The following is a 14,120-nucleotide window of genomic DNA, read 5'->3' as shown; positions in this document are numbered from 1 at the left end:
TGAATTCCGCGGAACGGCGGGAAATCGTTCGGCTCCGCACCGTCACATTTCGATTCCCCGCCGGACGATCAATCGCGGGAGAGCTCGCCGCCCGTCGCGGGAACCGGCACCGGTTCCGCCGCATAACGCGACAGCAGCAGAAGCATTGCGATTCCGATCAGCAGATAGGAATCCCCGAACAAGTGCTGTAGCGCATTCCAGTTCCCACTGGCCGGAAGCATCCGGAACGTCGCGACGAACGCGGCCACCACGAGCACCCCCGCGGCCACCAGCCAGCCGCGGCTGCGCCTGCGCAGCGCCGTGCCGACCGCGACCAGCAGCCCCGGCGCCACCCACACCCAGTGGTCCGACCAGGACGTCGGCGAGATCAGCAGCGCCAGCAGCGCCGTCGCCAGCAGCGCCGGAGCGACCTCGGCCGTGCGCAGCACCCGCACCGCGACCAGCGTCAGCACCAGCGCCGCCAGCGCCCACAGCGCGTGCTCGGTCAGCACCGGCAGGTCCAGCCGGGACAACCCACCCATGATCGACTGGTTGGTGTGGTACGAGGAACCGCTCACGCCCGCGGCCGGCCCGCTGCCGAACCAGTAGTCCATCGACGCCGAGTGGTTCAGCACGAACCCGAGGCAGGTCCCGGCGGCCGCCGTGACCGCCGCGACCGCGGCCGCCCGGTAGTCCTTGCGCACCAGGAAGAACAGCAGGAACGCGGCGGGCGTCAGCTTGATCGCCGCGGCCAGGCCCACCAGCAGCCCTCGCGGCCAGCGCGGGTGCTCGGTCAGGCAGTCCACCGCGACCAGCGCCATCAGCAGCACGTTCACCTGGCCCAGGCCGAACGACGCGTACACCGGCTCCAGCAGCAGCGTGCCCGGCAGGCCGATCGCGGCCACCGCCAGCGCGCTCTCCCGGCTCAGCAGCGGCCACATCCGGCGCGCCACCAGGTACAGCACCACGCCGATCGCGGCCAGGTCCGTCAGGTAGATCAGCCACAACCCCGCCACGTACGGCAGCACCGACGGCACCGCCAGCGGCAGCAGCGCGAACGGCGGGTACACCCACGGCAGGATCCGGTCGGCGCTCGTCATCGGCCCGCCGACGGTGATGTCCCCGCCGCTGAGCCAGGTGTGCACCGCCCAGCGGTACACCTGGTAGTCGACGCCCGATCCGTGCCCCAGCCCGGCCCGGCGCATCAGGAACAGCGCCACCAGCGAGATCAGCAGGGCGACGCCACCGGCGGCGATGACCGACCGCGGCTGGACGAGCACGTGGGCCCGCAGCTGCGCGAACAGCCGTTGCGCGGTGGCGAGGGAGCGGGTGAGGGCGGTCTGCCGAGGCCCCGGTAACCGGGGGCTGCGTAGCGGGGTGGCCAACGAGATCCTTCCGTCGCGCGGCCACCAGCATCGGCTGCCCGATCCCCGACGAGGAGCATCCGGCCGCAGGGTGCACCTGGATACAGGCGCAGAACTCTATCCAACCGGCCGGAGTGCCCCGCCCCACACCCCACATCCCGCCAGGTGAATGGCCCATTCACCCAAGCGGAGTGGGCGAATGGGCCATTCACCTCGGTGCGGGGAGCGGTCAGAGCGCGTAGAGCTCCGGGAGGTTGACGACGATCGCCTCCTGCGTGCTGCGGGAGATCACCACGACGGCCTTGTGCTCCGGGTCCGGGTTCTCCTCCCGGTGCGGCACGTAGGGCGGCACGAAGATGTAGTCGCCCGGCTCGGTCTCGATCCGCACTTCCTCGGTGCCGTCGTGGAAGACGAACCGCGGGTGGCCGCTGACCACGTAGATCGCGGTCTCGGACTCGCCGTGGTGGTGGTTGTCGGAGGCCGTCGCGGGCGCCACGTGCGTCTCGCCGGTCCAGATCCGCTCGGACCCGACGGTGTCGCCGCTGATGGCCGCGAGCCGCTGCATGCCCTCGGTCTGCGCGGTGTTGCGGTCCAGCTCGCTGCCGCGGATGTGGTGCAGCCGGGAGCGCAACGACTGCTTCTCCGCGGGGTCGACCTTCGAGGTCAGGTCGGGGTGGAATGCGTCCGCCATGGAACTGCTCCGTTCTGGGTCAGGCCGCCGCGCGCTGTTCGGCGGCCAGGTCGGCGATGGTGATCCGTTCGAGGAAGTCCGCGACGGCGCCGCCGAGCCGCGTCCACACCGCGTCCCGCTCGGCGTCGTCGTGCCGGGAGGTCACCGCGCCTTCGACGACGCGGACCACGTCGGCGAGGCTGATCTCCGCGGCGTCCCGCGCCGGCCAGTAGCCGCCTTCGCAGCCGCGCTGGCTGTGCACGAGGCCGCCGCGCCGCAGCTCCACCATCAGGTTCACCAGCGAGTTCAGCGGGATCCCCTGGGTGCGGGCCATCGATTCGCAGGTCTGCTGCCTGCCGCTGCTCGCCAGCTCCACCAGCGCGCGCACCGAGTAGTCGACGCGGGCGGAGATGTGCACCGGCGCGGCCCGGCGCACCCGGGTGCTCTTCGCGGCGGTGACCTCGGGCAGCACCACGGCGCCCTTGGCGATCTCCTCGCAGAACAGCACGATCCGGGCGGCGACGCTGCGGTGCACCTTGTCGTTGAGCACGTCGTGCACGCCGTCCTTGAACACCGCGGTGCTCGCCTGCGGGTGCGCGGCGCCGAGCCGGGTGACCGGGTCGACGGGCGCGATCGCGTCGGCGTCGCCGTGCAGCAGCAGCACCGGCACGTCCGGGAGCCGCCGCGGCGGTTCGGCGGTGCCCGCGTCGAGCTCGCCCCAGTGGAAGTCCGGGTCGGTGCTGAGCCGTTCGCGGTGGATCGGGCAGGAGGTGCGGGCGGCGATCTCGTCCTCGCGCCCGGCGGGCGCACCGGGTGCCGCCGCCAGCGGGGTGCCCGCCAGCACCAGGCCGTCGACCTCGGTCTCCAGCGCGGTCTCCCAGGCGCGCAGCGCGCCGGTGTCGGTGCCGACCAGGATGCGGGCGGTGTCGCCCGCCCCCTCGAACCAGTCGGCCGGTCCGGTGCCGAGGTCGGGGACGACGACGGTGTAGCCGTCGACGGCGAGCCTGCGGCCGAACCGCTCGTACACGCCGGGGTGCTCGCCCCGCCCGTGCAGCACCACGACGTGGCCTCGCGAGGCGCTCTCCGGCACCCAGCTGCGGGTCATCTCCACTCCATTCGTTCCGTGCCCGGCATCATGGCACCCGTGGACGGCCCGGCGGTCACGCCGAGGTCCGCTCGGCGGCGGCCGAGCGGCGCGCCACTTCCTCGCGGACGGCGGGGATGAGCTCCCGCCCGTAGTCGACGGCGTCGTCGAGCGGGTCGTAGCCGCGGATGAGCAGCGTGGTCACCCCGATGTCCACGTAGTCGGCGAGCGCCTTCGCGACGGTCTCGGCGGTGCCGACGAGCGCGGTGGAGTTCCCGGCAGCGTTGGTGGCCTGCGAGGTCGGCGTCCACAGCGCCCGGTCGTGCAGCTCGCCCTTGGCGGCCGCGGCCAGCAGCCGCTGCGAGCCGACGTTGGCGACCTCCGCGTCCTTGCCGAGCGTCTTCGGGCCGGTGAACGAGCCGAACCCGCCGCGGGCGGCGCGGATCCGGTCCAGCACGGAGTGCGCGCGTTCCCAGGCGAGTTCCTCGGTGGCGCCGAGGATCGGCCGGAACGACACGCTGATGCCGGGCGCGTCGGTGCGCCCGGCGGCGCGTGCGGCGGCGCGGACGGAGGCGATCTGCTCGGCGGTCTCGGCCAGCGGTTCGCCCCACAGCGCGAACACGTCGGCGTGCTTGCCGCCCACCCGGTAGGCCGCCGCCGAGGAACCGCCGAAGTACAGCGGGATCCGGGGCCGCTGCACGGGTTTCACCGCGGTGCTGAAGTCCTCGATCCGGTAGTGCGCGCCGTCGTGGTCGATCGGCCCGTCCTCGGTCCACGCCCGCTTGAGCACCTCCAGGTACTCGTCGGTGCGGGCGTAGCGCTGCTCCTTGTCCAGGTGGTCGCCGTCGCGGCGCTGGTCGGCGTCGCTGCCGCCGGAGATGACGTGCACCGCGACCCGCCCGGCGGACAGCGCGTCCAGGGTGGCGAAGGTGCGCGCGGCCAGCGTGGGGGCGACGAAACCGGGCCGGTGCGCGACGAGCAGCCCGAGCCGGTCGGTGTGCGCGGCGACGTGCGCGGCCAGCTGGGTGCCGTCGGGCGATCCGGAGCCGTGGCCGATGAGGACGCGGTCGAAGCCGCCGTCCTCGTGGGCGCGGGCGAAGCGGCGCAGGAACGCCGGGTCCACGGCGGGACCGCTCGCCGGGCGGATCTCGGAGACGTGCTGGGCGCCGATCATGCCGACGATCTCGACACTCATTCGAACACTTCCTGTCTGGTTTCCCGGGGCCGCCGCGCGGGCGCGCGGGACCGCGCCCGGGGCCGGGCGGCCGGGGCGGTGCGGGTGGTGCGGGTGGTGCGGAGGTCAGTGCACGCCGAGCCACGAGAGGAGCTCGGCCCGCTGGGCGACGAACGCGGGCGCGGACACGTCGCGCGGGCGGGGATGTTCGACGAGCTGGTCGTGCACGATGCCGCCGCCGTCGAGCACCAGGACCCGGTCGGCGAGCAGCAGCGCCTCTTCGACGTCGTGGGTGACGAGCAGGATGGCGCAGCCGTGCCGCTGCCACAGCTCCCCCACCAGCGCCTGCACCTTGATCCGGGTGAGCGCGTCGAGCGCGGAGAACGGTTCGTCGAGCAGCAGCAGGTCCGGCTCCCGCACCAGGGCGCGGGCCAGCGACGCGCGCTGCGCCTCACCGCCGGAGAGCACCTTCGGCCACTCGTCGACCCGGTGCCCGAGCCCCACTTCCTCCAGCGCCGCCACGGCCTTGGCGCGGTCGGGCCTGCCGCGCAGGCCGAGGACCACGTTGCGCCACACCCGCTTCCACGGCAGCAGCCGCGGCGCCTGGAACGCGACGGCGCGCCGCCGGGCCACCCGCACCTCGCCGCTGATCTCGTGGTCGAGGTCGGCGAGGATGCGCAGCAGGGTGCTCTTGCCGCAGCCGCTGGGGCCGAGCAGGGCGACGAACTGGCCCGGTTCGATGTCCAGGTCGAGGCCGTCGAGCACGGTCCGGTCGCCGAAGCTCTTGGTGAGGCCGCGGACGGAGGCCGCCAGTTCGGCCGGCGCGGTCCGCACCGCGGCAGCGGTCCCGTCGGAACCGTCAGCCCGCGGGGCGGCGTCGGTTCCGGTGCCGGTCGCGGTGTCGGTTCCGGTCGCGGTGTCTGGGGCGGATTCGGTCACGCTCCGCGGAAAGCCGGTCGCCATGCCAGCACGGTCCTTTCGAGAAGTCGGACGAGGAAGTCGGCCACCAGGCCGAGCAGGGCGTAGAGCACCAGGCACACGACGATCACGTCGGTCTGGAAGAACTCGCGGGCCATGTTCATCTCGTAGCCGATGCCGGCCGTCGCGTTGATCGTCTCGCCGAACACCAGCGCCAACCACGCCGAGCCCAGCGAGAACCGCAGCCCCACCAGCGCGTTCGGCATAGCCGCCGGCAGGATCACGTGCCGCACCTGGGCGAACCAGCCGAGCCCGAGCGTCTTGGCCGCTTCGACCAGCCCGGCGTCCACGTTGCGGATGCCGCCGAAGATGTTCATGTACAGCGGGAAGGTCACCGCCAGCGCGATGAGCACGATCTTCGGCGTCTCCCCGATGCCGAACCAGATGATCAGCAGCGGGATGAGGCCGATCACCGGGACCGTGCGCAGCATCTGCATCGGCGCGTCCGCGATGTCCTCACCGCGCCGGAACAACCCGGAGATCGTGGCGAGCACGACGGCGGCGACCAGCCCGAAGACCAGGCCGATCGCGACGCGCTGCACCGAGGCGAGCACCGCGTCCTGCAACCGGCCCTCCTGCCACATCTCCCAGGCGGTGGCCGCGACCGTGCCCGGCGAGGCGAGCGTGTCGTCGTCCAGGACGCCGGTCGAGCTGAGCACCTGCCACAGCACGATCAGCGCGATCGGGCTGAACGTCTTGACCAGCCAGCGGGGCAGCCGCTGCTCCCCCTTGGCTCGGTCGGTGCGCACCGTCGCGACGGGTATCGCGCCGGTGTCGGATCGGGCGCTCTCAGGCGCGGGCAAGCTCATCGTCACGCTCCACGGGCATGGGAGGGGAAGGCGGCACCCGCCGGATTTCGGCGCGGTGCGGCGGAGTTCGGTGGCGCATCGGCACCGGGCGCGCTCCGGTGCGGGAGCCGCCGTGCGGTGCGTGCGGGAACGCCCGGGACCGGGCGCGGAGGAAGGGCTCAGGCGCTACAGAGCGCGGAGGACACTCGGGCGAAATCCACGTATCCGCGCGTGGTGAGCGTCGACGTCCGGGCCATGCGATCACGGTAGCGACGCGCCGCGGCCGATGTAAACCCAACTCGGAACGACAGGATTGAGCTCCCGGATGGTGGGACTCCGGTCCGGCTGAACACCGCCATCCGGGCGAGTGCCGCAGAGCCCCGGAAACCAGGGAGTGCGCACCGCGCGACCTCCCTAGCTTGATCGAGATGAAGCCGGTCGTCCACATCGATCCCGTCCACGCGGAACTGCGGAAGGTCGACCAGACCTGCACGTACCTGCGCCGCGGCCTCTGGGCCGCCGAATTCGTGTTCGTCGCCGCCGTGCTGCACGCCATGATCGCCAGCTGGGCGGGGTCCTCGTCCGTGATCGGAACCGCTTTCCTCGCCGGGATCGTCGGGCGGGTGCTGCTGACCGCGTTCACCAAGCGACGCCGCGCCTTGCACGAGGTGATCGAGGCCCGGTACGGATACCGACCGGATCTCCGGGCCGGCTACGGGATCAGCATCGTGCTGCCGTGGCGCGCGGCCAAGGCGCTCTTCAAACCCGTGCAGGGCAAGACCAGGAGGGCGCGAGCGCTGGAGCGGCTCGCGTTCTGGCGGTCGGTGGCAGGACTGCTCACGGTCGCCGCCGTGACGGCCACCTACGCCTCCATCCAGGACATCGCGAGGGACGCGGTTCAGAAGATGGCCACGAACGCGCTCATCGCCATGCTCGCCGCACCGGGTGTCCTGCTCGTCCTGTTCTTCATCACCCAGCCCGACTTCCTCCTCCGGTTCCGATCCGGGGTCGCCCAGCTGCTGTGGCGACTGCTGTTCGGCGTGATCAGCATCGCGGTGCCGTTCGGCATCGTGGCGGGTTCCGGGATCTTCCTGGAGTCGCGCACGGAGGATCGGGGTTCGGACCAGGTGACCGGTGGCGTCGAGACGACGGTCGCCATCGTGCTGGTGCTGTTGCTCCTCTGGCTCTCGGTCTACGCCGCGTGCACCGCCTACTGGGCGGCGCGTACCTCGTTCTGGATCAGCGACGTCCACCCGCTCCTCGCTCCGACCGGCTCGATCCTGATCGCGGTGGCGGCCTTCGGCGCAGAACTCGTCGGACGGGTCACCAGCGACGCGGACCAGGTGCCCAACCCGCTCTGGCTGGTGCTCAACGCGTGCGGACTGGTGACGACGCTGGCGCTCGCCATCGCCGAGTACCGCCACCTGCGCGGGGGCGGAATCGGCTGGTCGACCGGGCCGGATCCGGTGGAACCGATCACCGAGCGGATCCTGCTCCCCGGCCTGATCACCGACCGGTCTCCGGAGCACCCGCCGTCCGACTCGACCCCGACGCAGCCGGACATCCCGCGGCAGCGGCGGCCGGACGGGCAGGAGAACCCCTAGAAGACCCGCGGAACGGCCGGGTGGGCCGCGCACCTCGGATATGATCGGCGGATCATGAGCTCCACTTCCGGTGAACTGCTGGCCGTCAGCGACCTGCACGTCGCGATGGCCGAGAACAAGGACATCGCGCGCGGGCTGCGCCCCCGCACCGACCAGGACTGGCTGATCGTCGCGGGCGACGTGGGCGAGCTGTCCGAGGACATCACCTGGGTGCTGGGGATGCTCGCCGAGCGGTTCGCGAAGGTCATCTGGGTGCCCGGCAACCACGAGCTGTGGACGCCGAAGCAGGACCCGCTGCAACTGCGCGGCGAAGCCCGCTACCTGGAACTGGTGCGCCGCTGCCGCGAACTCGGCGTCGTCACGCCGGAGGACGAGTTCCCGGTATGGACCGGGCGCGGCGGACCCGTGACGATCGCACCGCTGTTCGTGCTCTACGACTACACCTTCCGCCCCGCCGGGACCTCCACCAAGGAGGAGGCGCTGGCGGTCGCGCACGAATCGGGCGTGGTGTGCAGCGACGAGTTCCTGCTGCACCCGGACCCGTACCCGACCCGCGACGACTGGTGCCGGGCCCGGCTGGCCCACAGCGAGCGGCGGCTCGCCGAGTGCGATCCGGAGCTGCCGACGGTGCTGGTGAACCACTACCCGCTGGTGCGCGAACCCACCGACGTGCTCTGGTACCCGCAGTTCGCGCAGTGGTGCGGCACCGTGCACACCGCCGACTGGCACCTGCGGCACCGGGCCGCCGCGGTCGTCTACGGGCACCTGCACATCCCGCGCACCACCTGGCACGACGGCGTGCGGTTCCAGGAGGTGTCGGTGGGCTACCCGCGCGAGTGGAAGCGCCACGGGCTGCCGGACGATCCGCTGCGCCTGGTCTTCCCGGAGGGGACGTCGTGATCGAACGCCTGCTGCCCGGCGAGCTCGCCTGGGAGGAGACCCGCACCGACCCGCCCGAGGCCTGGCTGTTCGACGAGGAGGCCGCGGTCATCGCGCGCGCCGTGGACAAGCGGCGCCGCGAGTTCACCACCGTGCGGCACTGCGCCCGCACCGCCCTCGCGAAGGTCGGGGTGCCCGCCGCTCCCCTGCTGCCCGGTGAGCGCGGCGCGCCCGGCTGGCCGGACGGGGTGGTCGGCAGCATGACGCACTGCGCCGGCTACCGGGCCGCCGTCGTCGGGCTGCGGGACTCGGTGCTCACCGTCGGCATCGACGCGGAACCGCACGACGCGCTGCCGGACGGGGTGCTCAACGCGGTGACGCTGCCGGCGGAACGGCCGCGGATCGCGGCGCTGTCCACCGCGGACCCCTCGGTGCACTGGGACCGGATCCTGTTCAGTGCCAAGGAATCCGTGTACAAGGCGTGGTTCCCGCTCGCCCGGGAGTGGCTGGGGTTCGAGGACGCCGACCTCACCCTGGACCGGGACGGCACGTTCAACGCGCGGCTGCTCAAGACCGGGCCCGAGGTGGAGGGCGAACCGCTCAGCTCGTTCACCGGCCGCTGGCTCGCCGACGACGGGCTCATCATCACCGCCATCACCCGCCTACCGCGCTGATCTCGCGCACCCCACCGCAGGTGAATGGCCCATCGGACCACGCAGCGTGGGCGAATGGGCCGTTCACCTGCGACGCGTCGGATCAGTCGGCGGTGAGCACGAGCCCGCTGGTGGGGACGCCGGTTCCGGCGGTGACCAGCACGTTCGGCACGTCGGTGAGCTGGTTGGCGGCGGTGCCGCGGAGCTGGCGGACCGCTTCGGCGATGCCGTTCATGCCGTGCACGTAGGCCTCGCCGAGCTGACCGCCGTGCGTGTTGACCGGCAGCCGCCCGTCCAGCCCGATGCCGCCGTCGGCGATGAAGTGCCGCGCCTCCCCGCGCCCGCAGAACCCGAGTTCTTCCAGCTGCACCAGCACGAACGGCGTGAAGTGGTCGTAGAGCACCGCCGTCCGCACGTCCTGCGGCCCGAACCCGGCCTGCCCCCACAGCTGGCGGGCGACCAGCCCGAGCTCCGGGAGCGCCGCGAGCTCCTGGCGGTAGTAGCTGGTCATGGTGAACTGGTCCGGCCCGCTGCCCTGCGCCGCCGCGGCCACGACCGCGGGCGGGTGCGGCAGGTCCCGGGCCCGTTCGGCGCTGACCACGACGAGCGCGACGCCGCCGTCGCTCTCCTGGCAGCAGTCCAGCAGGTGCAGCGGTTCGGTGATCCACCGGGACGCCTGGTGCTCGGCGAGGGTGATGGGGCGGCCGTGGAACCAGGCGTTCGGGTTGGTGGCCGCGTGCGCGCGGTCGACGACGGCGACCCGGCCGAAGTCCTCGCTGGTGGCGCCGTACTCGTGCAGGTAGCGGCGGGCGAACATGGCGACCTGCGCGCCCGGGGTGCCGAGCCCGACGGGGTAGCTCCAGCTGTTGTCCACTCCGGACGAGGTGGGTGCGGCGGCCGCGGCGGCCTGCACCTGTCCGAACCGGTGCCCGGAGCGCTCGTTGAACGCTCGGTAGCACACCACGACGTCCGCGATCCCGGCCGAGACGGCGAGCGCGGCCTGCTGCACGGTGGCGCAGGCGGCGCCGCCGCCGTAGTGCACCCGGCTGAAGAACCGCAGCTCCGGCACGCCCAGTTCGCGCGCCACCGCGATCTCAGTGTTCTCATCCATCGTGAACGTCACCAGTCCGTCCACATCGGACGGTTCGAGCCCGGCGTCGGCGATCGCGGCGCGCGCGGCTTCCGCGGCCAGCTGGAGTTCGCTGCGGCCGGAGTCCTTGGAGAACTCGGTGGCGCCGATCCCGGCGATGGCGGTCCGTCCCGCGAAGCTCATGCGTCCCCCTCCGGCAGCGCGACCCGGACGGTGCCGCGCAGGTGTTCGCCGAGTCCGTTGCGCCCCAGCACCTCCACCTCGAACTCGCCGTCGTCCGAGCGGGACAGCACCTGCCCGAACAGCGCCAGCACGTCGTGCGCGTAGCAGGGCGCGCCGAGCCGCACCGCCACCCCGCGCACCAGCGCCTCCGGTCCGGCCCAGTCGGTGACGTAGCGCTGCGCGAGCCCGGTGCTGGTGAGGATGTTGACGAAGATGTCCGCGGATCCCTTGGCCTGCGCCAGGTCCCGGTCGTGGTGCACGTCCTGGAAGTCGCGGGTGGCCAGCGCGCTGCTGACGATGAAGGTGGGCGTCATCGCCACCCGCACCTCCGGCAGCGACTCCCCCACCCGCACCTCGGTGGCGGTCCGGGTTCGTGGCAACGTGGTCATGCGGCACCTCCGGTCGGCCGCCAGAACGGCGTGGTGATCTCACCTTCGGCCCGGTAGTCCACCTGCACCCGCAGACCGATCTCGACCCGGTCCGGTTCGACGCCGTGCAGCTCGCCGAGCATCCGCACCCCTTCGTCCAGCTCCACCAGCGCGATCACCAGCGGCAGCGCCTTGCCGGGCAGCGGCGGGTGGTGGTGCACCACGTAGCTGTAGACCTCGCCGAGACCGGCGGCGACCAGGTGCGTCGGCGAGGTCGCGCCGCACTCCGGGCACATCGGGCCGGGCGGGTGGCGCAGCAGGCCACACCCGCCGCAGCGCTGGATGCGCAGCTCGCGGCGGGCGGTGCCCGCCCAGAAGTAGGCGGTGTCCCGGTTGACGGCGGGCAGGATGGCGGGGGCCGGTTCCGGTGCGGCGGCCGCCGGGGCGGGCGATTCCTGCTGCGGTGGGCGGAACTTCAGCATCCGGAACATCATCTCGGCGACCGGTTCCGCCCCGGAGTACCAGGTGCTGCGGGTGGTGACGAACCAGCCCTCGCCGAGCGCGGTGCGCTTGGGGCCGACCACCGATTCGAGCCGGGTGGTGACGCCGATCCGCTCGCCGTGGCGCAGGTAGCGGTGGTAGGTCTGCTCGCTGTTCGTCGCCACCACCGAGGTGAAGCCGTGCCCGTCCAGCTCGGTCATCATCGCGTGCAGCGGGTCGTCGGTGTCGAAGTCGGGGCGCAGCCCGGGCATCGTCCACACCTGCACCATCGCGGGCGGCGCGACGAGTCCACCATGGACGGACGTGGCGGCCGCGGATTCGTCGGTGTAGACGGGGTTCTCGTCGCCCAGCGCCTCCACCCAGTTGTTGATCATCGGCTGGTTCACCGGGTCCCGCGCGAGCCGCGGCCCCGACTCCCCCGCCGCCCGGATCCGCTCGGCCGCCGCCCGGACCTCCGCATCGACGTCCCGTCCCACCTGCACGTCCATCGCCGTTCCCTCCGCTTCACCGGGGAACTCGGGGCAGCCCGAGCCCGGTCGTGGCGATCAGTTCCCGCTGGACCTCGTTGACGCCGCCGCCGAAGGTGAGCACCAGGTTCCGCTTGGCCTGCACGTCCAGCCAGTCCAGCAGCCGCCCGGTGCCGGGGTCGGCGGGGTCGCCGTGCCGGGCCACCACCTCCTCGAACAGCCTGCCCAGGGACTGGATCCGCTCGGAGGTGAGCACCTTCGTCGTCGAGGCGTCCGCCGCCGCCACCGGCCCGCCCGCGGCGACCTGCCAGTTCAGCAGTTCGTTCACCCGGGTGCAGGCGTGCGCGTGCGCCAGGGCGCGGCGCACGTCGGGCAGTTCCACCAGCGGGGCGCCGTCCGGGTCGTGGCGCACCGCAGCCCAGTCCCGGACCCGCGCGGCCATGCCGTCGAGGCGCCCGGCGGGCCCGAGCATGACCCGCTCGTGGTTGAGCTGGGTGGTGATCAGCCGCCAGCCGCGGTCCTGCTCCCCCACCAGCCGCGATGCGGGCACCCGGACTCCGCTGAAGTAGGTGGCGTTGACGTGGTGCGCCCCGTCGCAGGTGATGATCGGCGTCCACGAGTAGCCGGGGTCGGTGGTGTCCGCGATGAGGATCGAGATGCCCCGGTGCTTCGGCGCGTCCGGGTCGGTGCGGCAGGCCAGCCAGATGTGGTCGGCGTCGTGCGCGCCGGTGGTGAAGATCTTCTGCCCGTCCACCACGTAGTCGTCGCCGTCGCGGACCGCGCGGGTGCGCAGCGCGGCCAGGTCGGTGCCCGCGTCCGGTTCGGTGTAGCCGATGGCGAAGTGCAGCTCCCCGGCGAGGATCTTCGGCAGGAAGTGCGCCTTCTGCTCCGGCGTGCCGTGCGCCAGCAGCGTCGGGCCGACGGTCTGCAGGGTGACCGAGGGCAGCTGCACGTCGGCGCGCGCCGCCTCGCTGGCGAAGATGTGCTGGGCCACCGGGCCGAAACCGCGGCCCCCGTACTCCTCCGGCCAGCCGACGCCGAGCCACCCGTCGCGGCCCATCCGCCGCACCACGTCGCGGAACACCGCGCCGTGCCGGTCGGTGCCCATCGCGGCGCGTTCCGCGTCGCTGAGCAGGCCGCCGAAGTACTCGCGCAGTTCGGCGCGCAGCGCCTGCTGCTGCTCGGTGCAGTCGATGAACACGGGTGCTCCTCACCGCGGTGCGAGCCGGTCGGCCAGGGCGTCCACCGCGCGCCCGGGGCCGCCCAGCAGCCTGGTCAGGTCCTTCACCAGCGCGTGGTGCCGGTGCAGCGGGTAGGTGATGTCGAGCCCGATGCCGCCGTGCAGGTGGTGGCAGGTGTGCAGTGCCGCAGGGGCCTGGTCGGTGAGCCACAGGGCGGCCACCGCGAGGTCGTCGTCCGCGGGGCGCCGCTCGTCGAGCCGCCAGCACGCGGCGAGCACCGCCAGGTGCAGGGTGCGGGCGGCGATGTGCACGTCGGCGATCTGCCCGGCCACGGCCTGGAACGCCGCGAGCGGCCTGCCGAACTGGGTGCGGGTGCGCACGTGCTCGGTGGTGAGCGCGAGCGCGCCCGCGAGGGCGCCGTCGCCGAGCGCGCAGATCCCGGCCCGCGCGCACCGCAGCAGGTCGGGCAGCGCGTCCGCACCGCCGAGCCGTTCGCCGCGCGCCCGCTCGAAACGCACCGTCCACGCGGTGCCGCTGGACAGCGGGGTCGGGTCCAGTGCGACGCCGGCCGCGTCGGGCCGCACGAGCGCGACCGCGGTCCCGCCGCCGTCGACGGTGACCGGGACGAGGATCTCGCGGGCCGCGTCGGCGGCGAGCACAGCGGTCTTGGTGCCCGTGACGAGCAGGTCCGCGCCGTCCGGCCGCGCCGAGGTGCGCGGCGCGGCGGTCAGCGGCGCGGAGGGTTCGCCGAGCGCGGCGGTCAGCACCTGCCCGGACCCGACCTCGGCGAGCAGCCGGTCCTGCTGGTCGCGGGTGCCGTGCCGGGCCACCGGCAGCACGCCGAACGCGGTGGTCGCCAGGGCGGGGACCGGCGCGGCGTGCCTGCCTACTTCGGTGAGCAGCACGGCGGTGGCCAGCGGGCCGAGCCCGGCGCCGCCGAGTCGCTCCGGCACGGCGAGCGAGAGCAGCCCGGCGGCGGCCAGCGCCTTCCAGGTGCGAGAACCGGTTTCGGCTTCGCTCCCGCCGGGCGCACCGCGGCTCCGATCGCGTTCGCGGGTGAGGACGTCGTTCGCCAGTTCCCGCAACGATTCATGCGTGTCGTCGAGCGCGAAATCCAC

14 protein-coding genes are annotated in these 14,120 nt (G+C 73.0%); 3 read left to right on the top strand and 11 right to left on the bottom strand.

Annotated elements, in window-relative coordinates; all coding sequences use genetic code 11:
• Window positions 1-68 precede the first annotated feature (68 nt).
• The 6 genes from AC29IT_RS01110 to AC29IT_RS01085 form a co-directional block, all read right to left on the bottom strand.
• Window positions 69-1,364: a glycosyltransferase family 87 protein gene (locus AC29IT_RS01110; protein ID WP_488217506.1), complete on the bottom strand. Its 1,296-nt coding sequence runs from the start codon at window positions 1,362-1,364 to the stop codon at window positions 69-71.
• A gap of 208 nt (window positions 1,365-1,572) precedes the next feature.
• A complete protein-coding gene (locus tag AC29IT_RS01105) occupies window positions 1,573-2,034 on the bottom strand; it encodes a cupin domain-containing protein (protein WP_358446736.1) in 462 nt (153 codons plus the stop codon).
• 19 nt (window positions 2,035-2,053) lie between these two features.
• Window positions 2,054-3,118, bottom strand: coding sequence for an Rrf2 family transcriptional regulator (locus tag AC29IT_RS01100; protein WP_488217505.1), 1,065 nt, complete (start codon window positions 3,116-3,118; stop codon window positions 2,054-2,056).
• A gap of 55 nt (window positions 3,119-3,173) precedes the next feature.
• Window positions 3,174-4,292: an LLM class flavin-dependent oxidoreductase gene (locus tag AC29IT_RS01095; protein ID WP_488217504.1), complete on the bottom strand. Its 1,119-nt coding sequence runs from the start codon at window positions 4,290-4,292 to the stop codon at window positions 3,174-3,176.
• Between the two features lie 105 nt (window positions 4,293-4,397).
• Window positions 4,398-5,105 carry an ABC transporter ATP-binding protein gene (locus tag AC29IT_RS01090; RefSeq protein ID WP_358446727.1) on the bottom strand — a complete coding sequence of 236 codons (708 nt, stop codon included), beginning with the start codon at window positions 5,103-5,105 and terminating at the stop codon, window positions 4,398-4,400.
• 101 nt (window positions 5,106-5,206) lie between these two features.
• Window positions 5,207-5,998, bottom strand: coding sequence for an ABC transporter permease (locus AC29IT_RS01085; protein ID WP_358446724.1), 792 nt, complete (start codon window positions 5,996-5,998; stop codon window positions 5,207-5,209).
• A gap of 467 nt (window positions 5,999-6,465) precedes the next feature.
• On the opposite strand from AC29IT_RS01085, the gene AC29IT_RS01080 reads away from it, so the two are divergent.
• From AC29IT_RS01080 to AC29IT_RS01070, 3 genes are read left to right on the top strand one after another with little or no spacing between them, the layout of a single operon-like run.
• Window positions 6,466-7,641 (top strand): hypothetical protein, encoded by a 1,176-nt coding sequence (locus AC29IT_RS01080; RefSeq protein WP_488217503.1) that lies wholly within the window; start codon window positions 6,466-6,468, stop codon window positions 7,639-7,641.
• A 54-nt stretch (window positions 7,642-7,695) separates the two neighbouring features.
• Window positions 7,696-8,541: a metallophosphoesterase family protein gene (locus tag AC29IT_RS01075; protein WP_358446719.1), complete on the top strand. Its 846-nt coding sequence runs from the start codon at window positions 7,696-7,698 to the stop codon at window positions 8,539-8,541.
• Window positions 8,538-9,194, top strand: coding sequence for a 4'-phosphopantetheinyl transferase family protein (locus AC29IT_RS01070; protein ID WP_488217502.1), 657 nt, complete (start codon window positions 8,538-8,540; stop codon window positions 9,192-9,194). Before AC29IT_RS01075 ends, AC29IT_RS01070 begins: the two co-directional genes overlap by 4 nt.
• 82 nt (window positions 9,195-9,276) lie before the next feature.
• Here the strand turns inward: AC29IT_RS01070 and AC29IT_RS01065 are convergent, their stop codons facing one another.
• The 5 genes from AC29IT_RS01065 to AC29IT_RS01045 are packed head-to-tail and all read right to left on the bottom strand — an operon-like array spanning window position 9,277 to window position 14,120.
• Complete coding sequence (locus tag AC29IT_RS01065; RefSeq protein ID WP_488217501.1) at window positions 9,277-10,446, bottom strand: lipid-transfer protein; 1,170 nt, start codon at window positions 10,444-10,446, stop codon at window positions 9,277-9,279.
• Entirely contained in the window at window positions 10,443-10,874 is a 432-nt protein-coding gene (locus AC29IT_RS01060) for a hotdog family protein (RefSeq protein WP_488217500.1), read from the bottom strand. Before AC29IT_RS01060 ends, AC29IT_RS01065 begins: the two co-directional genes overlap by 4 nt.
• Window positions 10,871-11,842 carry a bifunctional MaoC family dehydratase N-terminal/OB-fold nucleic acid binding domain-containing protein gene (locus AC29IT_RS01055; RefSeq protein WP_488217499.1) on the bottom strand — a complete coding sequence of 324 codons (972 nt, stop codon included), beginning with the start codon at window positions 11,840-11,842 and terminating at the stop codon, window positions 10,871-10,873. Before AC29IT_RS01055 ends, AC29IT_RS01060 begins: the two co-directional genes overlap by 4 nt.
• A 16-nt stretch (window positions 11,843-11,858) precedes the next feature.
• Window positions 11,859-13,022 carry an acyl-CoA dehydrogenase family protein gene (locus AC29IT_RS01050; RefSeq protein ID WP_488217498.1) on the bottom strand — a complete coding sequence of 388 codons (1,164 nt, stop codon included), beginning with the start codon at window positions 13,020-13,022 and terminating at the stop codon, window positions 11,859-11,861.
• 9 nt (window positions 13,023-13,031) lie between these two features.
• Complete coding sequence (locus AC29IT_RS01045) at window positions 13,032-14,120, bottom strand: acyl-CoA dehydrogenase family protein (RefSeq protein ID WP_488217497.1); 1,089 nt, start codon at window positions 14,118-14,120, stop codon at window positions 13,032-13,034.

The sequence above is a fragment of the Saccharopolyspora sp. MMCC62 genome (assembly GCF_057736575.1).
The sequence above is the reverse complement of the archived record's forward strand: the minus strand, read 5'-3'. Positions and strand labels throughout refer to the sequence as shown.